General features: G+C 63.8%; 23 protein-coding genes. 4 read left to right on the top strand and 19 right to left on the bottom strand.

The genetic code is table 11. From position 1 onward, the window contains the following. Position 1: 1 nt before the first annotated feature. Both nusA and rimP read right to left on the bottom strand, forming a co-directional pair. Complete coding sequence (gene nusA, locus J6497_RS10240; protein WP_225704132.1) at positions 2-1,612, bottom strand: transcription termination factor NusA; 1,611 nt, start codon at positions 1,610-1,612, stop codon at positions 2-4. A gap of 2 nt (positions 1,613-1,614) precedes the next feature. Then, positions 1,615-2,400, bottom strand: coding sequence for a ribosome maturation factor RimP (gene rimP, locus J6497_RS10245; RefSeq protein ID WP_225704133.1), 786 nt, complete (start codon positions 2,398-2,400; stop codon positions 1,615-1,617). Between the two features lie 440 nt (positions 2,401-2,840). Here rimP and J6497_RS10250 point away from each other — a divergent pair, with 440 nt between their 5' ends. Further along, a complete protein-coding gene (locus tag J6497_RS10250; protein WP_225704134.1) occupies positions 2,841-3,917 on the top strand; it encodes a DUF2336 domain-containing protein in 1,077 nt (358 codons plus the stop codon). 118 nt (positions 3,918-4,035) lie between these two features. On the opposite strand, the gene trmB is transcribed toward J6497_RS10250, so the two are convergent. The 16 genes from trmB to murJ all read right to left on the bottom strand — a co-directional run bounded on the left by trmB (position 4,036) and on the right by murJ (position 19,016). Continuing rightward, entirely contained in the window at positions 4,036-4,773 is a 738-nt protein-coding gene (gene trmB / locus J6497_RS10255; RefSeq protein ID WP_225704135.1) for a tRNA (guanosine(46)-N7)-methyltransferase TrmB, read from the bottom strand. Beyond that, on the bottom strand, positions 4,773-5,897 hold the full coding sequence (locus tag J6497_RS10260) for a M20 family metallopeptidase (RefSeq protein WP_225704136.1): 1,125 nt from the start codon (positions 5,895-5,897) through the stop codon (positions 4,773-4,775). The genes trmB and J6497_RS10260 overlap by 1 nt, the downstream gene beginning before the upstream one ends. 194 nt (positions 5,898-6,091) lie before the next feature. Next, positions 6,092-6,508 carry a helix-turn-helix domain-containing protein gene (locus J6497_RS10265; RefSeq protein ID WP_225704137.1) on the bottom strand — a complete coding sequence of 139 codons (417 nt, stop codon included), beginning with the start codon at positions 6,506-6,508 and terminating at the stop codon, positions 6,092-6,094. Positions 6,509-6,764: 256 nt separating this feature from the next. Continuing rightward, entirely contained in the window at positions 6,765-8,378 is a 1,614-nt protein-coding gene (lnt, locus tag J6497_RS10270; protein ID WP_225704138.1) for an apolipoprotein N-acyltransferase, read from the bottom strand. Next, positions 8,375-9,490, bottom strand: coding sequence for a hemolysin family protein (locus J6497_RS10275; RefSeq protein WP_225704139.1), 1,116 nt, complete (start codon positions 9,488-9,490; stop codon positions 8,375-8,377). The genes lnt and J6497_RS10275 overlap by 4 nt, the downstream gene beginning before the upstream one ends. A 1-nt stretch (position 9,491) precedes the next feature. After that, positions 9,492-9,998 (bottom strand): rRNA maturation RNase YbeY, encoded by a 507-nt coding sequence (gene ybeY, locus J6497_RS10280; protein ID WP_225704140.1) that lies wholly within the window; start codon positions 9,996-9,998, stop codon positions 9,492-9,494. 83 nt (positions 9,999-10,081) lie between these two features. Continuing rightward, positions 10,082-11,137, bottom strand: a complete 1,056-nt coding sequence (locus J6497_RS10285; protein ID WP_225704141.1) for a PhoH family protein — start codon at positions 11,135-11,137, stop codon at positions 10,082-10,084. 4 nt (positions 11,138-11,141) lie between these two features. Then, positions 11,142-12,542 carry a tRNA (N6-isopentenyl adenosine(37)-C2)-methylthiotransferase MiaB gene (gene miaB / locus J6497_RS10290; protein WP_225704142.1) on the bottom strand — a complete coding sequence of 467 codons (1,401 nt, stop codon included), beginning with the start codon at positions 12,540-12,542 and terminating at the stop codon, positions 11,142-11,144. A gap of 116 nt (positions 12,543-12,658) precedes the next feature. Next, positions 12,659-13,336: an HAD family hydrolase gene (locus J6497_RS10295; protein WP_225704143.1), complete on the bottom strand. Its 678-nt coding sequence runs from the start codon at positions 13,334-13,336 to the stop codon at positions 12,659-12,661. A gap of 6 nt (positions 13,337-13,342) precedes the next feature. Then, positions 13,343-13,792, bottom strand: a complete 450-nt coding sequence (locus J6497_RS10300; protein ID WP_225704144.1) for a Fur family transcriptional regulator — start codon at positions 13,790-13,792, stop codon at positions 13,343-13,345. Between the two features lie 52 nt (positions 13,793-13,844). After that, on the bottom strand, positions 13,845-14,330 hold the full coding sequence (rimI, locus tag J6497_RS10305; protein WP_225704145.1) for a ribosomal protein S18-alanine N-acetyltransferase: 486 nt from the start codon (positions 14,328-14,330) through the stop codon (positions 13,845-13,847). Next, positions 14,327-15,025, bottom strand: a complete 699-nt coding sequence (gene tsaB, locus J6497_RS10310; protein WP_225704146.1) for a tRNA (adenosine(37)-N6)-threonylcarbamoyltransferase complex dimerization subunit type 1 TsaB — start codon at positions 15,023-15,025, stop codon at positions 14,327-14,329. Before tsaB ends, rimI begins: the two co-directional genes overlap by 4 nt. Before the next feature lie 82 nt (positions 15,026-15,107). Next, a complete protein-coding gene (locus J6497_RS10315; RefSeq protein WP_225704147.1) occupies positions 15,108-15,677 on the bottom strand; it encodes a NifU family protein in 570 nt (189 codons plus the stop codon). Between the two features lie 117 nt (positions 15,678-15,794). Beyond that, positions 15,795-16,289, bottom strand: a complete 495-nt coding sequence (locus J6497_RS10320; RefSeq protein ID WP_225704148.1) for a universal stress protein — start codon at positions 16,287-16,289, stop codon at positions 15,795-15,797. Between the two features lie 66 nt (positions 16,290-16,355). Then, positions 16,356-17,408, bottom strand: coding sequence for a tryptophan--tRNA ligase (gene trpS, locus J6497_RS10325; RefSeq protein ID WP_225704149.1), 1,053 nt, complete (start codon positions 17,406-17,408; stop codon positions 16,356-16,358). 66 nt (positions 17,409-17,474) lie between these two features. Then, positions 17,475-19,016, bottom strand: a complete 1,542-nt coding sequence (murJ, locus tag J6497_RS10330; protein ID WP_225704150.1) for a murein biosynthesis integral membrane protein MurJ — start codon at positions 19,014-19,016, stop codon at positions 17,475-17,477. Positions 19,017-19,104: 88 nt separating this feature from the next. Between murJ and J6497_RS10335 the strand changes: the two genes are divergently transcribed. Beyond that, entirely contained in the window at positions 19,105-20,106 is a 1,002-nt protein-coding gene (locus J6497_RS10335) for an adenosine kinase (RefSeq protein ID WP_225704151.1), read from the top strand. A gap of 990 nt (positions 20,107-21,096) precedes the next feature. Here the strand turns inward: J6497_RS10335 and J6497_RS10340 are convergent. Further along, the gene (locus J6497_RS10340; RefSeq protein ID WP_225704152.1) at positions 21,097-22,290 is read right to left on the bottom strand and encodes a serine hydrolase domain-containing protein; all 1,194 of its coding nucleotides are present in this window, start codon (positions 22,288-22,290) and stop codon (positions 21,097-21,099) included. A gap of 303 nt (positions 22,291-22,593) precedes the next feature. Between J6497_RS10340 and J6497_RS10345 the strand changes: the two genes are divergently transcribed. Together J6497_RS10345 and J6497_RS10350 are read left to right on the top strand one after the other, a co-directional pair. Then, positions 22,594-22,914 carry a hypothetical protein gene (locus J6497_RS10345; RefSeq protein WP_225704153.1) on the top strand — a complete coding sequence of 107 codons (321 nt, stop codon included), beginning with the start codon at positions 22,594-22,596 and terminating at the stop codon, positions 22,912-22,914. 119 nt (positions 22,915-23,033) lie between these two features. Continuing rightward, positions 23,034-24,530, top strand: a complete 1,497-nt coding sequence (locus J6497_RS10350) for an NAD-dependent succinate-semialdehyde dehydrogenase (protein WP_225704154.1) — start codon at positions 23,034-23,036, stop codon at positions 24,528-24,530. The last annotated feature ends 139 nt before the right edge of the window (positions 24,531-24,669 follow it).

Raw genomic sequence — 24,669 nt, forward strand, 5'->3', positions numbered from 1 at the left:
CTTAAGCCGTCGGTTCTTCGGCGGCTTCCGTCTCGGCGTTCTCCTTGGCGAGGTCAGCCTCGGTGATCCAGCCGGCTTTCACGCGGGCCTGCATGATCATCGCCTCGGCTTCCTCGCGCGAGACATCGATTCCGTCGAGGAACCCGCTGTGCTTGGTCGTTTCGCCGCCGTCCTTGCGCTCGGTCCAGCCGACCAGATCGTCGGTGGCGCAGCCGGCGAGATCCTCGACGGTCTTGACGTCGTTCTCGCCAAGCTTGACCAGCATCTTCGAGGTCATGCCGGGAACGGTCTTCATGGCATCCTCGACGCCGAGTTCCTTGCGCTTGACTTCCAGTTCCGACTCAAGCCGATCCAGATATTCCTTGGCGCGGTTTTGCAGTTCCGTCGCGGTTTCCTCGTCGAAACCTTCGATGCCGGCGAGTTCCTTGACATCCACCAGCGCCAGTTCCTCGACCGAGGTGAAGCCCTCCGAGGCCAAGAGCTGGCCAACGACCTCGTCGACATTGAGCGCTTCCATGAAGACGCGGGTCGAATTCTCGAAGTCGGCCTGGCGGCGCTCGGACTCTTCCTGCTCGGTCAGGATGTCGATATCCCAGCCGGTGAGCTGCGAGGCGAGGCGGACATTCTGGCCGCGGCGGCCGATCGCCAGCGAAAGCTGGTTGTTGGTGTCGGGCACCACGACCTCGATCCGCTCGCGCTCCTCGTCGATCACGACTTTGGCGACTTCGGCCGGCGCCAGCGCGTTGACGACGAAGGTCGCGATGTCGGGCGACCACGGGATGATGTCGATCTTCTCGCCCTGCAATTCGTTGACCACGGCCTGCACGCGCGAACCGCGCATGCCGACGCAGGCGCCGACCGGATCGACCGACGAATCCCGCGAGATCACGCCGATCTTGGCGCGCGAGCCGGGATCGCGGGCCACCGCCTTGATCTCGACGATGCCGTCATAGATCTCGGGCACTTCCTGCGCGAACAGTTTCGCCATGAATTGCGGATGGGTGCGCGACAGGAAGATCTGCGGGCCCCGCGTCTCGCGGCGGACGTCGAAGATGTAGGCGCGGACACGGTCGCCGTTGCGGAACACTTCGCGCGGCAGCATCTCGTCGCGGCGGATAATGGCTTCGCCACGGCCGAGGTCGACGATCACGCTGCCATATTCGACGCGCTTGACGACGCCGTTGACGATGTCGCCGATGCGGTCCTTGAATTCCTGGTACTGCCGGTCGCGCTCGGCCTCGCGCACCTTCTGCACGATCACCTGCTTGGCCGATTGCGCGGCGATGCGGCCGTATTCGAGCGGCGGCAGGGTGTCGGCGATGGTGTCGCCGACCCGGGCGCCGGGATTGGCGCGCTGCGCATCGGCGAGCGAAATCTGGTTGGAAGAATTCTCGACCACGTCGACCACCAGCATGTGGCGCGACAGCCGGAGCTCGCCCTTCTTGGGGTCGATCTCGGCATGGACGTCGGTCTCGCTACCGTATCGGGCGCGCGCCGCTTTCGCGATCGCGTCCTCCATCGCGGCGATCACGATGCCGCGGTCGATCGATTTTTCGCGCGCGACGGCGTCGGCGATCTGCAGCAGTTCAAGTCGGTTGGCGCTGACTGCCATGGCTAGTCTCCTTCGTCAGGCTCGGTCTCGCCCCGGCGCAGCCGTTCGGCGGCGAGGCGGTGTTGTTTGGTGTTCTTCGGGGCGGGCTTCTTGCCGGTCCCTTGTTTCGGCTTATCGCTCTTGCTCGGATCGCTTTTCTTCGCGTGCGTGGGCTGCGCCTTCGCATGCGCGGGTTGTGGCGGGTCCAGCCCCAGTTCGCGGCGCAACTCGCGCTCCTGAGCCTTGCCGCGCCGCATCGATTCGGCGATCAGCTCGTCGGTCAGCACCAGCCTCGCTTCGGCGAAGTCTTCCATCGCCAGCAAGATCTCCGCATCCTCGCCCTCGCGTGTGTCATCCCGATGTAGGCGCACCGCATCGCCTTCGACCCCTTTCAGGATGCCGCGGAACCGCTTGCGGCCTTGATGCGCCACCGCCATCTCGATCTTGACGAGGTGCCCGGCGTAGCGCTCGAAATCCGAGCGCCGCACCAGGGGCCGGTCGATACCCGGCGAGGAGATCTCCAGCCGATAAGCCCGGTCGATCGGATCGGCGATATCGAGCACCGGCGACAGCGCGCGCGAGATTGCCTCGCAATCCTCGATCTGCATCGAGCCGTCCGGCCGTTCCGCCATGATCTGCACGGTGCAGCCGGCTTCGCCCGTGATCTTGATCCGCACCAGGCGGTAGCCCAGTCCCTGCAGCACCGGGGTAGCAACTGCCGACACGCGCGCCGCAGCGCCCGGCTCGACGACGAGCCGCGGCTCGGCGAGCAGTTCGACATTGACGGAACCAGCGGTTGGATCGGTCATATCCAGGATCAAAGATACGTCTTGAGCTGTCGGTTCTGTTGGTTAGCCGGTCTTTGCCGGCGTCGGATCATGATCCGATCACGCAAAATCGGGTCATGATCCTATCTCGTATTTGAGCATGATCCTTGCGGACAACAGGCTTCCGCTCTTCCGGTTCATGCTCTGGTTGCGCCACCCAAACCGGACCAGGCTCGGCCGGGTTCGTTCGGGTAATAAAAAAGAGCGGGTCCCGAGGGGCCCACTCTCAATACGCGATCGTATGAGAACTTTAAGTCGCTGCCGATATAGCGCTTTTCCCTCCGTCCGGCAAGGGGCGGAGGCCACGGCCGAGCAAATTTGCGCTATCGGAAAGTTGGCCGCGAATGTCTAACGCTTCGTTCACGAACGCCACCTAGATTGCGGCGCAAAACCGACACGGCGGGGTCGGTTTAGGCAGGCTTATGACGACGACAGCGACCGCGCTGATCCCTGAACTCGACGAGATCGTCCGTACCGGTGACCCCAAGCGCCGCGCCGAGGCCGCGCGCCGGATCGGCGAGCTGTTCCTGCAGGGGGCGGCGAGCTTCAGTACCGACCATATCGATCTGTTCGACGGTGTCCTGACCAGCCTGGTCCCTCACGCCGATCGCGACGCGCGGGCGGAGCTCGCCGAACGGCTGTCGCTGCTATCGAATGGGCCGCGCACGCTGATCGGGCAGCTTGCGCGCGAGGATGAGATTGCGATCGCCGGGCCGCTGCTGCGCCGATCTCCCGTCGTCGACGAGCACGTCCTGGTCGAAATCGCGCGTGAGAAGGGGCAGGAACATCTACTCGCGATGGCGGAGCGGCCGAAGCTCTCATCCGATCTGACCGACGTCATCGTCCGCCGCGGCGATCGCGACGTCGTCAGGCGCGCGGCGGGCAATGCCGGCGCTGAATTCTCGACGAGCGGCTATTCGACGCTGATCCGGCGCGCCAGCCAGGACAGCGTGCTGACGCTCGCCGTCGGTCAGCGCGCGGATTTATCGCCCGAGCAGTTGAAGGCGCTGGTGGCAGGCTCCGTTGAGATCGTCCGCCGCCGCCTGTTCGACGCGGTCAAGCCGGAGCGGCGCGCCGCGATCAAGCAGGCGATCAGCGAGATCAGCGGCATGAGCGATAAGATCGACAGCGCGCACGATTTCGCGCCGGCACAGCGCACGATCCTCGCGTTGCATCACGCCAATCAATTGAACGAGGCCGCGCTGCTCGACTTTGCCAAGTCCTTCAAATACGAGGAAGCGGTGTGCGCGCTGGCCGCGATGACCGGCGTCAAGATCGCAACGCTCGACCGCCTTATCACCGGCGACCGCTACGATCCCATCCTGATCGCGGGCAAGACCATTGGCCTTGAATGGGCCACCGTGCGCGCGCTGATCCTGCTTCGGCTCGGCCCCAACCGCGTCCCGTCGCCCGCCGACATCGAGAGCGCTCGGCTGAACTTCACTCGCCTGATGCCCTCCACCGCCCAGCGCGTAGCGGATTTCTGGAAGACGCGGTAGTCGCTATCTCTTTGTCATTCCGGAGCACGCGCAGCGTGAGCCCGGAATCCATTTCTCCGCCCGCGCAAGTGGTTCAATGGATTCCGGGCTCGTGCTCCGCACGCCCCGGAATGACGGCTCAACCTGTCCGGCGAAACCGCAAATACGTCGCGCGTCGTCCCTCGCGCTCGGCTTTGGCGCCGTAGCGCGTCATCGTGTAATCGGGCCAGGGCGCCTGCCAGTCGGAGGCGCGCTCGGCGGTCCAGGTGAAGTCGGGCGACCGCATCAGGTGCCATAGCGTCCAGGCGCAGTAATCGTCGATGTCGCTGACGAAGCGGAATTCGCCGCCCGCTTTGAGGATGCGCGCCATTGCGGCGACGGTGGCGTCCTGGACAAAGCGGCGCTTCCAGTGCCGCCGCTTGGGCCAGGGATCGGGATGGATCAGGTCGATGCGCCGCATCGACTGCGACGGTGCCCACGCGAGCAGCTCGGCGGCGTCGCCCGCGAACAGGCGGATGTTGCCGATATTGTGCGCCTCGATCTGGGTCAGGATCTTGGCCATCCCGTTGACATAGGGCTCGCAGCCGATGAAGCCGATATTCGGAAACGCGCGGGCCTCGGCGACGAGATGCTCGCCGCCGCCAAATCCGATTTCGAGCCTGATATCCTCAATATTGTCATCGAACAGTTCGGTGAGGCTGGCCGGCGCACGGCTTGCGATGTCGAGCGCCAGATGCGGCAGCAAATGCTCGATCAGGTCGGCCTGATGCGCGCGCAGCCTGTGGCCCTTGCGTCGTCCGAAGAATGAGCCATGCGCATGCGCGTTCGCGCCGTCGTTCGGCGGTGCATCGCGATCGTGATGGCGCGCGGCGTTCATCATCGCAGCGTCTGGTAAAGCTGATAGAGCAGCCGCGCCCGCGGCTCGATCGATGAGATGTACATCTGCTCATAATGGGTATGCGCGCCCTTGCCGTCCACGCCGAGGCCGTTGAGCGTCGCCCTATGCAGCGCCGTGAAATTGCCGTCGGAGCCGCCGCCGGTCGAGGCGTCCACGAGGTCGAAGCCGATCTCGGCCGCGAGCGCCCTGGCGTGCTCGTAGAGTGCCGCGCCGGCGCTGGTCTTCTCGTAAGGGGGCCGGTTCAGTTCGCCGACCACATGCACGCTGACGCCGTCGGTGCGCGATTTCAGATTGAGGATCTTCGGCACCAGCGCTTCGGCGTCGGCGGTGGTCGGCACGCGCATGTCGACCTCGGCATAGGCCTCTTCCGCAATCACGTTCGGCTTGGTGCCGCCTCTGACGACTCCGACGTTGACGGTGATGCCGCGCGTCAGATCGTTCATCGCCTCGACCGTCTGGATGATGTTGCCGAGCTCGCAGATTGCGCTGCGGCCGTCCTCGGGCCGTGTACCGGCGTGCGAGGGCACGCCCTTGATGAAGATCTCGAAGCGGGCGACGCCCTTGCGGCCGGTGACGATCTTGCCGCCATCACGCGCCGGCTCGGTCACCAGCACATATTTGGCTTTGCGGCCCTCGGCTTCGATCAGCGCCCGTGAGGTCGGGCTGCCGATCTCCTCGTCGGAAACGTAGAGCTGCGTGACGCCGAGCGGCGAGCGCGCGCCGTTGGCGCAAATTTCCCTGAAGGCGTGGTAGGCGAGAAAGGCACCGCCCTTCATGTCGTAGATGCCGGGGCCGAAGGCGCTGTCGCCGTCGATGCCAAATGGCAAGCGCTGGATGAATCTGAGAGGGTGCACTGTATCCAGATGGCTCAGCACCAGGATTCCCGGTGCGTCCTGGCCCCAGGCCGAACGCGCGACGAGATGATCGCCGCATCCGTTCTGGCCGGCGATCCGCTCAAGTGTGGCCGGTAGGCCGCGATAGCCTTCGGCGACGAGATCGGCGAGCTTGTTGATCTGTTCGGGCGCTTCCGTCGGCGTCTCGATCTCCACCCAGCGGCGGATGCCGTCGAGAATCTCCGCAGGATTGAAGGATGTGGTGGTCATTGGTCCGCCGGTATCTAGAGCATGATCCGGAAAAGTGGAAACCGGTTTTCCGAAAAGATCATGCTCAAACAAATAGATGAGATCATGATCCGATTACGTCTAATCGGATCATGATCTGGAAACGATTGAACCAACGTCATGCCCCCGCGCCGGCGGGCGCGTCAATCGCCATGTCGCGGGAATGATGACGACGATCAGCGCTTGTCAGGGCCTTCGCGGGCGGCGATCTGTTCGACCAGTTCGACGATGCTGCGGCGGAGCTTGGCGTCGGCGATGCGCGTGAAGGCGCGCGTCAGCGCCAGTCCTTCGGAGGTCGCGAGAAAATCCGAAACGTAGCTGGGTGAGGCACCTTCGCTGAAGCCTTCCGCGGTTGCCGATCCGCTTGGTCCGCCGTCGAACAGGAACGAGACCGGCACCTGCAGGATTTCGGAAATTTGTTGCAGTCGGCTGGCGCCGACGCGGTTGGTGCCCTTCTCGTATTTCTGAACCTGCTGGAAGGTGAGGCCGAGCTTTTCTCCCAGCTTTTCCTGGCTCATGCCCAACATGATCCGCCGCATGCGGACACGGCTGCCGACATATTTGTCAACAGGATTGGGCGCTTTGGTGGACATCTCTTGACTCTCCTGGAAGGATTACGCGCCCGGCGGGATGAGGCAAAACGGGCATGGAGTATGCCTCAGGCGCCGGTATCGTCAAAATCCTGCGAGGAGGATCGAGGACGAATGCGGACAATTTGAGCAACTGCGCTGGCTGGATTTCACGTCGGCTTGGAACTGTAGAATGCGAATGACGCGGTCGTTCTGTCAACTGGGGAAGCGTGCCGGCGAGATTTTTCCTTGCACAGGCAACCATCGAGCGACGCAGGCGTCAAAAATTGCGCCGGGCAACACGCCGTCCGATCACGAGCAACAATGCGGCAAACAGAATGGTCGCCGCGGGAATGTCATTGAAACGTGCATATACCGTCGGCGGAATGGCAGCAGGCAAGCTGGCGTCGAGCACGCCCTCCATGCCAAGGCCGAGTTCTGCGACAATCCGTCCCGCCGGATCGATGACCGCGGAGATTCCGGTGTTCGCTGCGCGAACGACAGGCAGGCCCTCCTCGATGGCGCGCAGCCGCGCCTGCTGTAGATGCTGGTAGGGGCCGGTCGAGATGCCAAACCACCCATCATTGGTGACGTTGATGATCCAGCCCGGCCGGTCGTCGTGGATGTCAATGTAGGCGGGAAAAATCGCCTCATAGCAGATCAGTGGTAGCGCGCGCGGTGCATTCGGGATGTCCAGCGCATGACGGCGCTGGCCGGCGATGAATCCGCCATGGACTTTGGTGAGCTGCACGAAGCCGAGCTTTTCCATCAGATCCTGAAACGGCAGATATTCGCCGAATGGGACCAGGTGCAGCTTGTCGTAAACCGATAGCACGCTGCCGTCGTGGTCGATGACGTAGATCGAATTATAGGCCCGCGTGATGCGGGCGCCTGGCGGCAGATCGGGGGCGCGCACCGAGCCGGTGATCAGCACGGTGCCTGGGGGCAGGAGGTCGGCGATCTCCGCCATCGCGTCGGCCTCGCGCGTCAGGAAGAACGGAAACGCCGATTCCGGCCAGATCAGGATGCTGGCGTCGCGCACACCCGTGGATTGCGGGCCCGAGGCGCGATCGGAGAGCGTCAGATATTTCTTCATCACCTCCGCTTTGGCGGCGTAGTTGAATTTGACGTCCTGCTGCAGGTTGGGCTGCATGATGCGCAGCTTGACGTTGGAGACCATGGCGGTCGGCAACCGCGATAGCCGCACCGCGCCGAAAATCAGCATGGCCGCCAGCACGAGCAGCGCGGTGGCCGGCACCCGCCACAGCTTTCGGTTGGACGATTTGCCATCGATCAGGACCGCCGGACTGGCGAAGATTGCGACGGCAAGGAAGGTCATGCCCCACAGCCCGATCACTGACGCGGTCTGCGCCAGCGCCAACGGTTCTGACAGCGCATAGCCGAAGGCGTTCCAAGGAAACCCTGATAGCACATGGCCACGCAGCCATTCGGCGATGGTCAGGCTCGCCGCCAGCGCCAGCACGCGGAAACCGTCGGGGGTCCAGAGCAGGCGCGCCAGCGCAAAGCCGAGCGCGGGAAACAGCGCGAGATAGGCGGGCAGGCCCAACACCGCAAACGGCATCAGCCAGGCGAAGGTCTGCGCATCGACCAGGAAGGCATAGCCGATCCAGTAAAGCCCAGGCACGAAGTAGCCGAGCCCGAACCAATAGCCGGAGATCGCCGCCGCTGGGATGCCACGCCACTTTCCGGCGCCGGCGCCGTCGATCAGCCAGACCGCGACCGGGAAGGTCAGGAACAGGATCGGCCAGGCGTTGAACGGCGCCATCGCAAGCGACGACAGGGCGCCGGCGACAAGTGCAATGACGGCGCGCTTCCATCCCCAGGTCAGGATGATCGAAAGCCCGGCCGCGCGGAGTTGATCGGAAAATCTCACTGCGGACCGGCTCCATCGCCGGATGGCGGAGGCGCAGTGTCGTTGGCCTGCGGGCTGGCATCGGGCGCCGCCTCGCTGCGGCGACGGCCCTCGCGCTCCTTGCGTGGAACGTTGCGTTCCTTGCGTGTCGCGATCCGCACGCGCTTGACTCGTCGCGGATCGGCGTCGAGCACCTCGACCTCGAAATTGCCGGGCCCGGAAATCAACTCGCCGCGCACCGGCACGCGGCCGACAAACGACACCAGATAGCCGCCGAGCGTCTCGACCTCCTCACCGGCCTCGCCCGTCACGAACTCTTCGCCGATGACGGAGCGGACATCTTCGAGGCTCGCCCGGGCGTCGGCGATGAATGAGTTGTCCGGCTGGCGCACGATCGACGGCGGCTCGTCGCTGTCGTGCTCGTCGTCGATCTCGCCGACGATCTCCTCGACGAGGTCCTCGATCGTCACCAGCCCGTCGGTGCCGCCGTATTCGTCGACCACCAGGGCGAGGTGAATACGCGTGGCCTGCATCTGCACCAACAGGTCGATCGCGCGCATCGACGGCGGCACATAAAGCAGCTTTCGGATGATATTGGCTTCGTGGAGCGGCAGCGCGAGATCAACCGCGCGCAGGTCGAGGCCGGCGGGAAACGGCTTCTTGCGCCGCGTCTTGCCGGCGTCGCTGACGCGCGCTCGTGCGGTCATGAAGGCGAGCAGGTCGCGGATGTGCACCATTCCCTCGGGATCATCGAGGGTTTCGTTGTAGACCACGAGGCGCGAATGCGCGGCGCTTTCGAACAGGCTCATCAATTCGCCGAGCGGGATATCGCGCTTCACCGCGACGATGTCGGCGCGATGCACCATCACATCGGCGATACGCCGCTCATGCAGGTTGAGGATGTTGCGCAGCATGGTGCGCTCGACGGCGGAAAAGTTCACGTCATCGGGCGTTGACGCATCGAGTACCACCTGCAGATCGTCGCGGACCGATCCCGCCTTCCAGCCGAACAGGGTGCGGATCGCGCGCAAGAGCCAGCTTTCCGCAGCGGGACGCTGTGTCTCCTCCGGCACAACGGCCGGCAGGTTGCGCACGTCGCGCGGATTGTCGTGGGTTGGTTCGGAGTCCGCCATTTCAGTCCATCCGCTCCCGGTCCGAATACGGATCGGGAATGCCGAGCTGCGCGAGGATTTCGCGCTCGAGATTTTCCATTTGCTCGGCGTCGTCGTCGTTTTCGTGGTCATAGCCGATCAGGTGCAGGAAGCCGTGAACCGCAAGGTGGCTCAGATGATGATCAAACGGCTTGTCTTCCTCGTCGGCCTCCTTGCGCGTCGTCTCATAAGCGATCGCGATATCGCCGAGCATGCGCGGGGCGTCGTCCAGGCCGTCTGCGCCCGTCGTCTGCAGCGCCGGAAACGACAGCACGTTGGTCGGCTTGTCGATGCCGCGCCAGTTGCAGTTCAGCGTCCGGATTCCCGAATCATCCGTCAGCATCACTGCCAGTTCGGCCTCGGCGACATCGGCCTCGGCGATCTCGGCGGCGGCCTCGATGGCGCGATGGATCACCGCTTCAGCATTCGGCACCGTCTGCCAGCAATCGGCTGTGACCAGAACCTCGGTAGCGGGGAGGGCGGAAGACACTGTCGTTCCAAAAAGTTGTTTCTAGGCGTTTGGGTTGCGGCTGGAACCTGCCAGCGGCAGGTCCGTGCGGCCGGCTGATGACATCATGATTTGGCGGCGACCTGCCGCTGTGGCAATCCCTCATAGGCGGCAACGATCCGTGCCACCAATTCGTGACGGATCACGTCCTCCGCCGTGAAGTGCACCTGTGCGATGCCCTCGACGCCATCCAGCAGGCTTACCGCTTCCGCCAGTCCCGAGGCCTGGCCGTGTGGCAAGTCGACCTGCGAAGGGTCGCCGGTGACGATCATGCGGCTGTTCTCGCCGAGCCGCGTCAGGAACATCTTCATCTGCATCGAGGTGGTGTTTTGCGCTTCATCCAGGATGATGACGGCATTGGTCAGCGTGCGGCCGCGCATGAAGGCAAGCGGCGCGATCTCGATCTCGCCGCCTTGCAGCGCACGCTCCACCACGCGCGCGTCCATCAGGTCATAGAGCGCATCATAGATCGGCCGCAGATAGGGGTCGACTTTCTCGCGGAGATCGCCGGGCAAGAACCCGAGCCGTTCACCGGCCTCGACCGCAGGCCGTGTCAGGATGATGCGATCGACCTCCTTGCGCTCGAACAGTTGCGCGGCATAGGCGACCGCAAGCCAGGTCTTGCCGGTGCCGGCGGGGCCGACGCCGAACACCAGCTCGTGCCGCTTCAGCGCACGGATATAGGAATCCTGCGCGGCGGTGCGCGCCCGCACCGGGCGCTTGCGCAGATTGATGGTCTCGAACGAAGGCTTTGCGGTCTTGGCGTCGAATTCGAACAGCGAGCCCTGCGCGATCACGGCGCGGATCGCACCTTCGACGTCACCCTGCGACAGGTCATGTCCCTGCGTTGCCTGGCCATAGAGTGTCTCCAGCACGCGCCGCGCGGCGTCGCAGCCGTCGCGGGAGCCGGCGATGGTGATCTGGTTGCCGCGGGAATCGACGACGACGCCGAGCCGGCGTTCGATCTGTGCCAGATTCTGGCCATAAGGGCCGACCAGCGCCGAAGCGGCGCGGTTGTCGTCGAAGTCGATGACGACCTGGGTCTCTGGCGGGATCTGCATGTCGCGGTCGGGTTTGCGGCTGGGAGCAAGCGAAGATGAATCCGATGCGCTTTTTGGCAAGGGTTCAGGCTCCAATGGGCGTCTGCGAAAAAGCGGATACTAGCGGCCGCGCATCACGTGCGGCGAGCTCGCCGAGCAGGCTGTAGCGCTCGAGGCTATCGACCCGGACCGGCAGGATTTTTCCGACGATATCCGACGAAGCCATCACATGCGCGGGCTGCAGATAGGCCGTGCGGCCGACGATTTGGCCCGGGTTGCGGCCGGCACGTTCAAACAGCACATCGACCGTGGTGCCGATCGCAGCCTTGTTGAAGGCTGATTGCTGGCTGTCGATCAAGTTCTGGAGCCGCTCCAAACGCTCGTCCATCTCTGCCGCTGGCACCATCTCCTGCATGTCCGCCGCCGGCGTGCCGGGCCGGGGCGAATACTTGAACGAATAAGCTGCAGCGTACCCTATTTGCATGACAAGCGCGAGGGTTGCGGAAAAATCTTCCCTACTTTCGCTGGGGAAGCCGACGATGAAATCCGATGAAAAAGCAATGTCTTGGCGTACCGCACGAAGCCGGTCGATGACGCGGCGGTAATCATCGGCGGTATGTTTGCGGTTCATGGCTGCTAAAATCCGGTCCGAACCGGACTGCACCGGCAGGTGCACGAATGGCATCAGCGCCGGCAAGTCGCGATGCGCCTCGATCAGGCTGTCCTCGACGTCGCGGGGGTGGCTGGTCGAATAGCGCAGGCGCAGCACCCCGGGGATTGCGGCGAGCCGCTCGAGCAATTTGCCGAGCGGCCAGCTTCGTCCATCCGGCCCTTCGCCGTGATAGGCGTTGACGTTCTGCCCGATCAGGGTGATCTCGCGCACGCCGTTGTCGGCAAGCCGTGTGACATCCTCGATGATCCTTGTCACGGGACGAGAGACTTCCGCGCCGCGCGTGTAAGGCACGACGCAGAAGGTGCAGAACTTGTCACAGCCCTCCTGCACGGTGACAAAGGCGGAAATGCCGCGCGAGCGGATAGCCTCGGGTTTCGGCGGCGGCAGAAATCCGAACTTGTCGTCGACGGGGAATTCGGTTTCCAGCGCACGGCCTTCTGCCTTCGCCTGCTTCAGCAGGTGCGGCAGATGGTGGTAGCTCTGCGGACCGACCACGACGTCGACGGTCGGTGCGCGCCGAACGATCTCCTCGCCTTCGGCTTGCGCAACGCAGCCGGCGACCGCAATTTTCACGTCGCGCCCCTGCCGCGCGGCGTCGTCCTTCATCACGCGCAGCCGCCCGAGCTCGGAATAGACCTTTTCCGAGGCTTTCTCGCGGATATGGCAGGTGTTGAGGATCACCAGGTCCGCTTCGTCGGCGTTTGCGGTCTCGACAAAGCCCTCGCCGGCCAGCGTATCCACCATGCGCTGCGCATCGTAGACATTCATCTGGCAGCCATAGGATTTGATGTGCAGCTGGCGCGGCGGCGTCATGGAACCTGCTTGGGGTGGAAAGGAGCGCATTCAGGGCGCAGGGCTCAAATATAGTCTAAAGCGGTCAAAATCCAGTTTTTGGGCCCGTCATTCCGGGCGGCTCCCGGAATACCGGTTCAGATTGTGGCCGCGATGGCGCCGCCCTCGATCAGCCCGGGCAGTTCCCGCATGTCCGCGAACGTCACCATGGCGCCAGCGGCGCGCAGCGCCTCGGCGTGGCCCGGCCCGCAATGGCTGCCGCCGCAAAAGCCGAGCACCGCCATCCCGGCGGCCCGGGCGGCCGTGATGCCGGCGATGCTGTCCTCGACCACGACGCAGCGTTCGGGCGCCACCTTCATCTGCTCGGCCGCGAACAGGAACAGATCGGGCGCCGGCTTGCCGTTCTTGACCTGCAGGGCCGAAAAGATGTTCGGCGCGAATCGTCCGTACAGCGCGGCGCGGCCAAGGCTGACGTGCATGCGTTGCGGTGAGCCGCTGGACGCCACGCAAAAGGGCTGCGCGATCCGATCGAGCGCAGCGTGAATGTGTGGCACCGCTTGCAGATCGGCCTCGAAGGAACGGAACAGTTCGTCCTGCAATTGCATGTGAAAATCATCTGGCAGGCTGTGGCCGAGCTCGGCTTCGATTTCGAGATTCGCCTGGCGCGTCGAGCGACCGAGGAAACGATCGAACACTTGTTCGGACGTGATCGGATAGCCGTGACGCGTCAGCACCTCGGCATGCGCGCGGCAGGAGATGACTTCGCTGTCGACCAGCACGCCATCGCAATCGAAGATGATAAGATCAGGGGTCAAATCAGATTACGACTTATCGTCGTCCAGCGGGACGCAATAGAGTTCGAGCCGGTGGTCGACCAGCTTGTAGCCGAGCTTGCGGGCGATCTCCGCCTGCAATTTCTCGATCTCTTCGGACGTGAATTCGATCACCTTGCCGTCCCGCAGATTGATCAGGTGGTCGTGGTGGCTGTCGGGCATCTGCTCATAGCGCGCGCGACCCTCACGGAAGTCGTGGCGCTCGATGATGCCCGCATCCTCGAACAATTTGACCGTGCGATAGACGGTCGAGATCGAGATCTTGTCATCGATCGCGACGCAGCGCCGGTAAAGCTCCTCGACGTCCGGATGATCCACCGATTCGGCCAGCACGCGCGCGATGACGCGGCGCTGCTCGGTCATGCGCATGCCGGTCGCGGCGCAGCGCGCCTCGATGCCGGTGTTTTTCATCGCAGACAAGGATTTCAGCGGAGCCATGTTTATTGAGCCTTGAAGCGCAGGGCAGGACTGTTCTGCCACCGCCCGCATGTTACGACAAGTCACGCCGCATCAGAAGTGCATTCAAATGTTCCCCGCCCGGCTGCTTGTAATAGCGTTCGCGGCGACCGACGACGGCAAATCCGGCCCGTTCGTAGAGCCGTCGTGCCGGCTGGTTGTTTTCCTCCACTTCGAGGAAAACAGTGCGCACGCCGCGGCCGGCAAGATGGCCGAGATGGGTCAACAACAAATTGCGCGACAGCCCGCGGCCGCGCTGGCTGGAATCGATCGTGATCGACAGGATTTCAGCTTCATCTGCTCCCATCCGCGACACCGCAAAGCCGATGGTCTTGCGCCCGAGCCGCAGGCGATGCACCAGCGTGTTGCGCTCGGCAAGCATCGCCTCGAACTCGCCTTCGCCCCAGCCGCGATGAAACGAAGCGCCATGCAACTGCGCCAGACGCGGTGCGTCGCGCGCAGTCGCGGGTTCGACCGCCGGCGTGCCGCGGTTGAGCCAATCGGAGAGCCAGGCCATCATGACGCTGTCGGTTGGGCGACGTCGAGCAGCGGATTGGCCGATGGCTTTGCGTCCGGCGCGCGCAGATAGAACGGCCGCGCGGGCGCCGATTCCGGACTGACGGCAGCGCCGACCCAGGCAACCCAGGTGATATCGGGCGCGGCCTGAGGATCGACCTTGAGCGGTGGCGCCGTCTCTGCCGGCCAGCGGTCCGCGAGGATTCTTGCGGCGTTGCCGACCAGATGTGGCGCGCCAAGCTGCGCGGCCTCGATTGCCGCTTCGATCGGCGCCACCTTCGGCTTGACCCGTGGGCTGCCGTCGCCGCTCACCACCTGGAAATAGACATGGTCGTGCCGCGCATCGATCGCGGAGATGATCGGATGCTCGCCGTTCTCGGCGACAACGGGCGCGGCATAGGCGGTCAGCGTGGTGATGCCGACGACCGGCTTGTTGGCCGCCAGAGCGATGCCGCGCGCCGCTGACAGGCCGACGCGCAGCCCGGTGAAACTGCCGGGACCGGTCGTGACAGCAATGCGATCGAGGGAGGTGAAGGCGATGCCGCTTTCCTTCATCACCCGCGCGATCAGCGGCATCAGCGCCTCAGCATGCCCGCGCTTCATCGGTTGCGATTCCAGCGCGAGCGACTTGCTCGCGGTGGTGTCGAGCACCGCGGCGGAGCAGGCGTCGAGCGCGGTATCGATGGCGAGGATAATCATGGAGCGAATGGCGAATGGCGAGTGGCGAATGGATGGTCAGACGCGATCCCTCGCCATTCGCTACTCACTATTCGCTCTCCTTTTACATCGGGCGGACTTCGACCACATCGGGGACGAAGTGTCGCAGCAGGTTCTGGATGCCGTGCTGCAGTGTTGCGGTCGAGGACGGGCAGCCGGAGCAGGCGCCCTTCATGTTGAGATAGACGACGCCGTCCTTGAAGCCGCGGAAGGTGATGTCGCCGCCGTCATTGGCGACCGCCGGCCGCACCCGCGTCTCGATCAGGTCCTTGATCTGAGCGACGGTGTCGGCGTCCTCTTCGTTGAAGAACTCGTCGTCCTCGTCGAGCGAATCGTCGCCATCAACGCTGCCGTCGGCGAGCAGCGGCGCGCCGGACATGTAGTGCTCCATGATCGCGCCGAGGATCGCGGGCTTCAGATGCTGCCAGTCGCCGTCGGCCTTGGTCACGGTGACGAAGTCGGAGCCATAGAACACGCCGGTGACGCCGGGCACGGCGAACAGCCGTTCGGCGAGCGGGGAGCGGACGGCGGCCTCGACGTTCGCAAATTCCATGGTGCCGCTGGCGAGCACGGTGCGGCCCGGAATGAACTTCAGGGTGGCGGGATTGGGGGTAGCTTCGGTCTGGATGAACATTTTGTTTTCTCCGGCGTCGCCGGTTCAAGGCCGGCGCGTGGGGTTCCCTTAGCAGATGGCGACGGCGAACGCACGGATCAAGGCGGGAACCACCGGTTCCGACGACTTATCAAGCAGTTACGACAGCGAATCGATCTCCTGGTCGGTCAGGCCGCCAGGCACGATGGTGACGGGAATCGGGAACGCGCCCATGATCTTGGCCATGGTGGTAATGATCGGGCCGGGACCCTCCGGCCCCGGATTGGCCGCCAGCACCAGCATCGAGATGTCCTCGTCCTTGTCAATGACGTCGAGGACCTGCTCAGTCGGGTCGCCCTCGCGAATCACCCGCTCCGGCGTGATCGCGGCAATGCCGTTGGCGCGGCCGGCGGCGCGGTCCAGCGCCTCGTTCGCGGCTTCCTCGGCCTCGGCGCGCATGATGTCGGCGACCCCGAGCCATTGCTGGTTCTGGTCCTCGGTCTCGATGACGCGCAGCATCACGACGCCGCCGCCGACCCGGATCGCCCAGCGGCTGGCGTAGTAGACGGCGCGGTCCCACTCCGCGCTGTCGTCAACGATGACAAGACATTTTGGCTTGTGACCCGATTCGTAGCTTCGTCGCTGGGTGGTCATGCATGTCCCGGTGCATTATTGCCAAGCAACATATGGTGACACACTCGCTGTCGTTTTGGGAGTCGCTCAGGGTTGGCGGATGAAGCCGACGATGTTTTTCGCACTGCGCATGGTTTCATCGGCGATCGCGCGGGCGCGGTTGGCGCCGTCGATCAGGATCTGATCGACGTGACCGGCATCGGCAACCAGCCGCTTCATTTCGTCTGCGATTGGCGACAGTTTCGCAACGCAAACGTCGACCAGCGCGTTTTTGAAGCTGGAGAACTGGCCGCCGCCGAAATCCTTCAGTACGTCGTGCTTGCTGACGCCGGCGAGCGCCGCGTAGATGCCGACGAGATTGTCGGCTTCGGGCCGCGTCTGCAGTCCCTTTTCCTCCGATGGCAGCGGCTCCGGATCGGTCTTCGCCTTGCGGATCTTCTGGGCGATGGTGTTGGCATCGTCGGTGAGGTTGATGCGCGAATTGTCTGATGCCTCCGACTTCGACATCTTCTTGGTGCCGTCGCGCAGGCTCATCACCCGCGTCGCCGGCCCCGTGATGAACGGCTCGGGTTGCGGAAAGAACAGGCCATCATTGAAGCCATGGCCGCGGATGGAATCGCCGAAGTCGTTGTTGAACTTCTGCGCGATGTCGCGGGACAGTTCGAGATGCTGCTTCTGGTCCTCGCCCACAGGTACGTGGGTCGCGCGATAGAGCAGGATGTCGGCCGCCATCAGCACCGGATAGTCGTAGAGCCCGACCGAGGCATTCTCGCGGTCCTTGCCGGCCTTCTCCTTGAACTGCGTCATCCGGTTCAGCCAGCCGATGCGGGCGATGCAGTTCAGGATCCAGGCGAGCTCGGCATGGCCGGAGACCTGGCTCTGGTTGAACACGATATGCTTCTTCGGATCGATGCCGCTGGCGATGAATGCCGCGGTCACCTCGCGGGTGTTGCGGGCGAGCTCGGCCGGGCCGCCCCAGACGTCCACGCCTTGCGTGATCGCGTGCATGTCAACGACGCAATAGATGCAGTCATGGGTTTCCTGCATCTTCACAAAGTTGACGATGGCGCCGAGGTAGTTGCCGAGGTGCAGATTGCCCGTCGGCTGGACGCCTGAAAAAACCCGTTCCACGAACGCCATGGTCTCAATTCCCGGAAAGTGCCGCTTTGGCGGGGTCGTTTGCCATTTTGGGGCTATCTGCGCAAGTCAGGCGGCACGGTTTTGCCTGATCGCGGCGACCGCCTCGCGCCAGCCGATCACGCCGAACAGCTTCAAGAACAGGCCGTAGCTCGTGATCCCGGCGAAAATCACCACGAATAGCAGCACCGCCTGCGCCAGCCCGCGTGATCCGGCGGCGACCGGCGTGAGCTCTTGCATCAGCCAGAGCAGGGCGCCCATGGCGAGCGCCGCCAGGCAAATGCGCGGCAGCCGATCGCGGGCCTCGGTGTCGATCGAGAAGCCGAACGTCGCGCCTCCCTTCCTGATCAGGTAAAGCGCGTTGCTCCAGGCCCCGAGCGTGATGCCGGCGGCAATGCCGCGCGTGCCGAAAGAGTGGCGGAGCAGGAACGCAGCAATGATCGCCACCACGATGGCGGCCACCGCGCCAAGCAGCGGCGTGCTTGTATCCTCGCGGGCGAAGAAGGCCGGCGACAGCGCTTTCACCAGCACATGTGCGGGCAGGCCGAGCGCAAGCCAGCTCAGCGCATGCGCGGTGGCGGTGGCGTCGTGCGCCGCAAACGCGCCGTGCTCGAACAGGATCCGTACGATCGGATCGCTCAACACGACGAGGCCAAGCGTCGCCGGCAGAGCGAGGCCGACCGCCAGCTCCAGGCCGCGCGATTCGGTGCGCGCGATCGCGCTACGGTCACCGCTGTGCAGCGCGCGTGTCATTTCGGGGATCAGCACTGCGCCCATGGCGACGCCGACAATCCCGAGCGGCAGTTCGACCAGGCGATTGGCGAAATAAAGCCAGGAGACCGCCGAAGGCGAGGCGGAGGCGATCACGGCGCCAGCCACCATCAGCCATTGCGGCGCGCTGCTTGCGATCATGCCGGGGATCGCCTTGCCGAGGAAACCGCGCATGTCCTTGTCGAAGGAGATGCAGAGCGGCGTTGCCGCGCGGCCGCCGCGCAGCACGAGGATCGAGAGTTGCAGAAGTCCCGCAACGCCAACGGTCGCAGCGACGACCAGCGCGGCATGCGCCGCATCCCCCCGCCATACCAGCAGCATCGCCATCACCGCGATCAGCGCGACGTTGAACAGCAGCGGCGAGAATGCGGTGAGCGCAAAGCGTGCTTGAGCGTTCAACAGCCCCATCATGACCGTGACGGGTCCTGCGAAGGCGAGATAGGGCAGCATCAGCCGCGCATTGTTGACGGCGATCTCCAGCGTTTCGCGGCCGATAAATCCAGGCGCCAGCGCCGCGATGACGAGCGGCATCAGCAAGCCGATCAGGACGGACGCCACGATCAGCGCGGCGCTGATGGTGCCGAGCACACGGCCGGCGAAGGCCGCGGCGGCCGCAGCGCCTTCGGTCTCGCGCACGCGGAGCCAGGCCGGTATCAACGCCGCGTTCAGCGCGCCTTCGGTCAGGAGCCGCCTGACCACATTGACCATTTGAAAGGCAACCAGGAACGCGTCCGCGACCGCGCCGGCGCCGAGCAGCGCAGCGATGATGGAATCGCGGGCAAATCCAAGCAGCCGCGAAGCCAGTGTTCCCGAGGAGACGGTGAGGAAAGAGCGGATCATATGACTTCTATATAACAGCCACTTGGCTTGCTGGCGCCATGTTGATCTGATAGGCGGCAACTTCCTGCAATCGCCGGAAGGATGGATAATGGCCGACGCAAAGTATGACGTTCTCGGAATCGGCAACGCGATTTTTGACGTCCTGGTGAGGACGGACGAGGCGTTTCTCAGCCGTCACTGCATGACCAAGGGCAGTATGTCGCTGATCGACGAGGCCCGCGCCGGCGCGATCTACCAGGATATGGGGCCGGCGACCGAGATGTCCGGGGGCTCGGCGGCCAATACCATCGTCGGCGTCGCCAATTTCGGCGCCCGCGCGGCCTATGTCGGCAAGATCAAGGACGATCAGATCGGCCGCCTCTACGCCCATGACATCCGCGCCGCGGGCGTCGCGTTCGAGACGAAGCCTGCCCCCGGCGGCCCCGCCACCGGCTGCTCCTACATCCTGGTGACGGGGGATGGCGAGCGCACCATGAACACCTATCTCGGCGCCGCGCAGGATCTGACCCCGGCCGACATAGATGAAACGCAGATCGCGGCCTCCCGCATCGTCTATCTCGAAGGCTATCTCTGGGATCCCGCGAGCGCCAAGCAAGCTTTCGTCAAGGCGGCGACCATCGCGCATGGCGCCGGCCGCCAGGTCGCGCTGACTCTGTCCGACTCGTTTTGCGTCGATCGCTATCGCGACGAATTTCTCGAATTGATGCGCAAAGGCACGGTCGATCTGGTCTTTGCCAACGAAGCCGAGCTCCGCTCCTTGTACCAGACCGCCGATTTCGACAGCGCGTTGAAGCAGTTCAGCGTCGATGCGAAACTTGGCGTCGTCACCCGCAGCGAGAAAGGCTGCGTGGTGGCATCGAAGGACGGCGTCACGGCCGTGCCGGCGTTTCCGATCGAGCAATTGGTGGATACGACCGGCGCCGGCGATCTCTTCGCTGCCGGATTCATGTTCGGCCTCGTTCGCGATGCCGGCTATGAAAATGCCGGACGGCTCGGCGCGCTCGCGGCTGCGGAGGTGATCCAGCATATCGGCGCGCGGCCGCAGACGTTGTTGAAGGAGCTGGCGCAGCAGAACGGCTTGCCGGTGTAGCTCTGCGTTGCGAGCCGCCGCACTCTCCCTCGTCATTGCGAGCGCAGCGAAGCAATCCATGCCTCCGCAAGTGGCAAGATGGATTGCTTCGCTGCGCTCGCAATGACGGGTTGAGAGTTCTGGTTCAATTGTCAAACAGTAGCCCGTAGCCCGTAGGATGGGTAGAGCGAAGCGAAACCCATCAGCTTCGGAGCAAGCTGCGTGAATGATGGGTTTCGCTGCGCTCTACCCATCCTACGTCTGATTCAAACGGCGGATGTGAGTCCGCATTCTCGCGGCGTACTCCGCCCGAGCTTTGCTTCACTTTCCACCCTCCTCGATAGTAGAGGGCGCAGGGAAAGCCGGGTGCCGGCTGCACCCGTGGGCCCCGTGCAACAAAAAGCACGGGGGTAGGACCACAGGTCAACCGGAGCAACACCGGCTTTCCCTGCGCAGTGGTTTACGGCTTACTTCGTGCTCTTCCCGGTGACCGGGCTTTCTTGCCACCGTCATCTCTCGCGCGAACTTGCTTCGCGCAAGAAACTTAGCGCCAGCGTCGGGGCGCCAGAACCACACGACTTCGCCGTCCACGGATAGTCACGCTCGTCAGTCGCAACACCCGCGTCCACCGCATCTCACCGCAACGTTCGTGACGATCGCGACCCGCCCCTCATCTGCCGTGAGACGCGCGGATTAATAGTGCTGATTTGCCCGACGGGTTAAGCGATTTATTTTTCGCGCGAGGGCTGGCCGACCCAAATCACGTTGGAATCGCGGGCGAATTTTTCTCCGCCGTCATTCCCGGGCATCCGAAGGACGAGCCCGGAATCCATTTCTCCGCCAGCGCACACGGCCTGATAGATTCCGGGCTCGCGCCAAGAGGCGCGCCCCGGGAATGACAGAGAGTAATGACTTCATCGCCAGTGACGGCGTGGTTGTGGCGAGCGCCGGCGGATTAGGCTCTGCGCCTTCGCTCCTAGCGAAGACGCAAAGCTAATCCACCCCACTTCATCACGCCGCCTTCTGGCCGCTACCGATGTCGAGCCCGTCATAGACGCCGCGCTCGAAGCCCGCAAAAGCTTCCAGGCACTTGCCGTCGCCGAACGGCAAGAGTTGCATCAGGATCACGCCGGTGACGTCGCGGCTCGGATCGATCCAGTAGTAGGTGTTGGCGAGCCCCGCCCAGGCGAGGCTGTTAGCGCTGCGTCCCTCCGGCGTCTTTAAGGTGTTGATGAGGAAGCTCAGGCCCCACTTCTTGTCCATGTCCGGATAGAGATCGACATGGTTGGACAAAGTGAGGTCGGCCGAGACCATCTTGGTGACGTTGAGATCGCCCATATGGTTCTGGCCCATCAGCGCCACGGTCTCCGGCTGCAGCACCTGGTTGCCGTTGCCGCGGCCCTTGTTGAGGATCATCTGCGTGAACTTGATGTAGTCGCCGGCGGTCGAATAGAGGCCGCCGCCGCCCATGTGGAATTCCGGCTCCTGCTCCAGTTCGAATGGGATCGGCGCGAGCGTCCCGTCGGGGGCTCTCGCATGCATGCCGACCAGGCGCTGGCGCATCGCGTCGGTGATCTTGAAGCCGGTGTTGGTCATGCCGAGCGGCGCGAACAGATGATCGCGCAAGTAGGCGTCGAGCCGCTTGCCGCTCACGGCCTCAACTGCCTTGCCGATGAAATCGATATTGATGCCATATTCCCAGCGCGTGCCGGGATCTGACGTCAGCGGCAGCTTCAACGCATCATTCTTGCAGGTGGTGACAGTCGGTAGCTCGGTTTTCGCGAGGTACTTCCCCATGTCACCATTCCACATATGGTAGCAGAACCCCGCAGTATGGGTCATCAGGTGGCGCAGCGTGATTGGTGTTTTCGCCGGCCGCAGCTTGGGCTCGCCGTCGGCATCGAAGCCTTCGAGCACCCGCGGTGAAGCGAGATCCGGCAGCAGCTTGCCGATCGGTTCATCCAGCGAGAGCTTGCCCTCTTCGACCAGCTGCATCGCGCCTGCGCTCGTCACCGCCTTGGTCATCGAGGCGATCCAGAACACGCTGTCCGTGGTCATGAGATCGTCTTTGCCGAGGTCGCGTTTGCCGAACGCGTTCTCGTAGATGACTTCATTTCCGGTCGCGGCAATCGCAACCACGCCGGGGATTTCCTTTGCGTCGCATTTCTGACGCAGGAGCTGATCGATCTGAGCTTTGCTCTGCATGGGGCGCCTCCGGATTTATTGTTGTGGAGACGTTGATCTTCTTACCGTGTGGCGCGTCCCGCAAGCCGGCTGCTCGCGGATTTTGATTTCAGCGGAAATGCGGCGACAGCGGCCCGGCTAAATCTGGCGCGGATGGCCGGCGATCTCGACGACGGCTGGGAACCGTCCACGATAACGTGATTTGGTATAGGTTCCCATCAATGATTTCGTGATGTAACGCATTCTAATTCCAAGCCAAATCGTGCTTCTGGACTGAATGTTTTGAGGCAAATGGTTGCTTTTTGAAGTTGCGAGGATGCGTCGATGATCTCGACCTGGAGTGAGTGGAAACGGTATCCCCGGCCCAGCCGTGGCGAGAACATCGAAGCCCCGATCAGCCCCGGCCTTTACGAGGTCCGCTACGCCGGCACCGGCGCGCTGCACTCCTTCGAGGCGGTCGACAATGTCGCACAGGCGCTCGCGCTGTTGCAGGTCGCGCCTAGGTCGTGGTTCGGCCGTCGTGACCCGGCCAAGTTGCCGGATCTCGAATACCGCACCTGCGCGACATCTTCGAAGGCGGATGCCAAGGCGGCGGCGGAGCGCATGATCGGGCGTCGTGAAACCTATCTGAACGGCGCGGCCTGACCGGCCGAACCCGAAGACCCACAAAATTGCTTGCGACGTCCGCTTTCAGCGGGCGATGCGTCGCGGATGATTTCCGTCTATACTCGAACAGCATCCCAGAAATTTCGAGGAGTAACGCCATGAATCCGCCCGTTGCCGCACGCGCATCACAACCTTCAGCCACCTCGCTGCGAGACCGCCTCAAGGATTCCTCGCTGCTGCGCGACCGCTGCTACATCGATGGCGCCTGGGTCGGTACGCCCGTGTTCTCCGTGAACAATCCGGCCACCGGCGCCGAACTGGTGAAGATCCCGCAGATGAGCGCCGATGACGCCACCAAGGCGGTCGAGGCCGCGGAACGCGCGTTTCCGGCCTGGGCCAAGCTGACGGCCAAGCAGCGTTCCAACATCCTGCGCAAATGGTTCGAGCTGATCATCGCCAACCGCGAGGATCTGGCGCTGATCCTGACCTCGGAACAGGGCAAGCCGCTGGCCGAGGCGCTGGGCGAGGTCGATATCGGCGGCGCCTATGTCGAGTTCTTCGCCGAGGAGGCCCGCCGGGTCTATGGCGAGACCATCCCGACTCAGCGGCCGGATGCGCGGCTGCTCGCGATCAAGCAGCCGATCGGCGTTTGCGGCGCGATCACGCCGTGGAACTTCCCGAACTCGATGATCACCCGCAAAGTTTCGCCGGCGCTCGCCGCGGGTTGCACCGTGGTGCTGAAGCCTGCCAACGAGACGCCGCTGTCGGCGCTGGCGCTGGCGGCGCTGGCCGAGAAGGCCGGCGTGCCCAAGGGCGTGTTCAACATCATCACCGGCGATGCGCCGCCGATCGGAAAAGTGCTGTGTGAGCATCCGGCGGTGCGCTTTGTCGGCTTCACCGGGTCGACCGAGGTCGGCAAGATCCTGTACCGCCAGGCGTCGGTCGGCGTGAAGAAGCTGGGGCTGGAGCTCGGCGGCAACGCGCCCTTCATCGTGTTCGACGATGCCGATATCGATGCCGCGGTCGAAGGCGCGATCGTCTCGAAATACCGCAACATGGGCCAGACCTGCGTCTGCGCCAACCGCCTCTATGCCCAGGACAAGATCTACGACGAGTTCGTGCAGAAGCTCTCGAAGAAAGTTGCCGCGATGAAGATCGGCGACGGCACCGAGCAGGGCGTGGTGCAGGGGCCGCTGATCAACATGGAAGCGATCGAGAAGGTCGAGCGGCACATTGCGGACGCGGTGAAGGGCGGCGCCACGGTCGTCACCGGCGGCAAGCGCCACTCGCTCGGCCGCACCTTCTTCGAGCCGACGGTGCTCTCCGGCGTCAAGCCGGATGCGCTGGTATCGCAGGAAGAGACATTCGGCCCGCTCGCGCCGGTGATCCGCTTCAAGGATGAAGCCGACGTGATCGCGATGTGCAACAAATCGCCGTTCGGCCTCGCGTCTTATTTCTATTCGCGCGACCTCGGTCGGGTCTGGCGCGTCGCCGAGGCGCTGGAATCAGGCATGGTCGGCGTCAATACCGGTTTGATCACGACAGAAGTCGCGCCGTTCGGCGGCGTCAAGGAGAGCGGCCTCGGCCGCGAAGGCTCGCATCACGGCATGGAGGAATACGTCGAGATCAAATACGTGATGATGGCGGGGGTGTAACCCGTCGTCGGCGCGAAGTCGCGTAGGGTGGGCAAAGCGCAGCGTGCCCACCATCCGCACTCCACTCGTGATGTGGACGCGCTTAGACCCGCGTCTGTTTGACCGACGGTGCGTGAAGTCGCTTTGCCCACCCTACGGC

The sequence above is a fragment of the Bradyrhizobium cenepequi genome (assembly GCF_020329485.1).
GTDB lineage: Bacteria > Pseudomonadota > Alphaproteobacteria > Rhizobiales > Xanthobacteraceae > Bradyrhizobium > Bradyrhizobium cenepequi.

Bases quoted from the DNA above. Each gene is read 5' to 3' on its own strand.
- rimI (WP_225704145.1), bottom strand. From the start codon at position 14,330: ATGATGGCCTGGCTCTCCGATTGGCTCAACCGCGGCACGCCGGCGGTC.
- miaB (WP_225704142.1), bottom strand. From the start codon at position 12,542: ATGACGCCGCCGCGCCAGCTGCACATCAAATCCTATGGCTGCCAGATG.
- J6497_RS10340 (WP_225704152.1), bottom strand. From the start codon at position 22,290: ATGCAGAGCAAAGCTCAGATCGATCAGCTCCTGCGTCAGAAATGCGAC.
- J6497_RS10345 (WP_225704153.1), top strand. From the start codon at position 22,594: ATGATCTCGACCTGGAGTGAGTGGAAACGGTATCCCCGGCCCAGCCGT.
- J6497_RS10275 (WP_225704139.1), bottom strand. From the start codon at position 9,490: ATGGCGGACTCCGAACCAACCCACGACAATCCGCGCGACGTGCGCAAC.
- J6497_RS10315 (WP_225704147.1), bottom strand. From the start codon at position 15,677: ATGTTCATCCAGACCGAAGCTACCCCCAATCCCGCCACCCTGAAGTTC.
- trmB (WP_225704135.1), bottom strand. From the start codon at position 4,773: ATGAACGCCGCGCGCCATCACGATCGCGATGCACCGCCGAACGACGGC.
- J6497_RS10350 (WP_225704154.1), top strand. From the start codon at position 23,034: ATGAATCCGCCCGTTGCCGCACGCGCATCACAACCTTCAGCCACCTCG.
- J6497_RS10265 (WP_225704137.1), bottom strand. From the start codon at position 6,508: ATGTCCACCAAAGCGCCCAATCCTGTTGACAAATATGTCGGCAGCCGT.
- murJ (WP_225704150.1), bottom strand. From the start codon at position 19,016: ATGATCCGCTCTTTCCTCACCGTCTCCTCGGGAACACTGGCTTCGCGG.
- J6497_RS10260 (WP_225704136.1), bottom strand. From the start codon at position 5,897: ATGACCACCACATCCTTCAATCCTGCGGAGATTCTCGACGGCATCCGC.
- J6497_RS10320 (WP_225704148.1), bottom strand. From the start codon at position 16,289: ATGACCACCCAGCGACGAAGCTACGAATCGGGTCACAAGCCAAAATGT.
- rimP (WP_225704133.1), bottom strand. From the start codon at position 2,400: ATGACCGATCCAACCGCTGGTTCCGTCAATGTCGAACTGCTCGCCGAG.
- J6497_RS10250 (WP_225704134.1), top strand. From the start codon at position 2,841: ATGACGACGACAGCGACCGCGCTGATCCCTGAACTCGACGAGATCGTC.
- tsaB (WP_225704146.1), bottom strand. From the start codon at position 15,025: ATGATTATCCTCGCCATCGATACCGCGCTCGACGCCTGCTCCGCCGCG.
- trpS (WP_225704149.1), bottom strand. From the start codon at position 17,408: ATGGCGTTCGTGGAACGGGTTTTTTCAGGCGTCCAGCCGACGGGCAAT.
- nusA (WP_225704132.1), bottom strand. From the start codon at position 1,612: ATGGCAGTCAGCGCCAACCGACTTGAACTGCTGCAGATCGCCGACGCC.
- J6497_RS10335 (WP_225704151.1), top strand. From the start codon at position 19,105: ATGGCCGACGCAAAGTATGACGTTCTCGGAATCGGCAACGCGATTTTT.
- J6497_RS10300 (WP_225704144.1), bottom strand. From the start codon at position 13,792: ATGGCTCCGCTGAAATCCTTGTCTGCGATGAAAAACACCGGCATCGAG.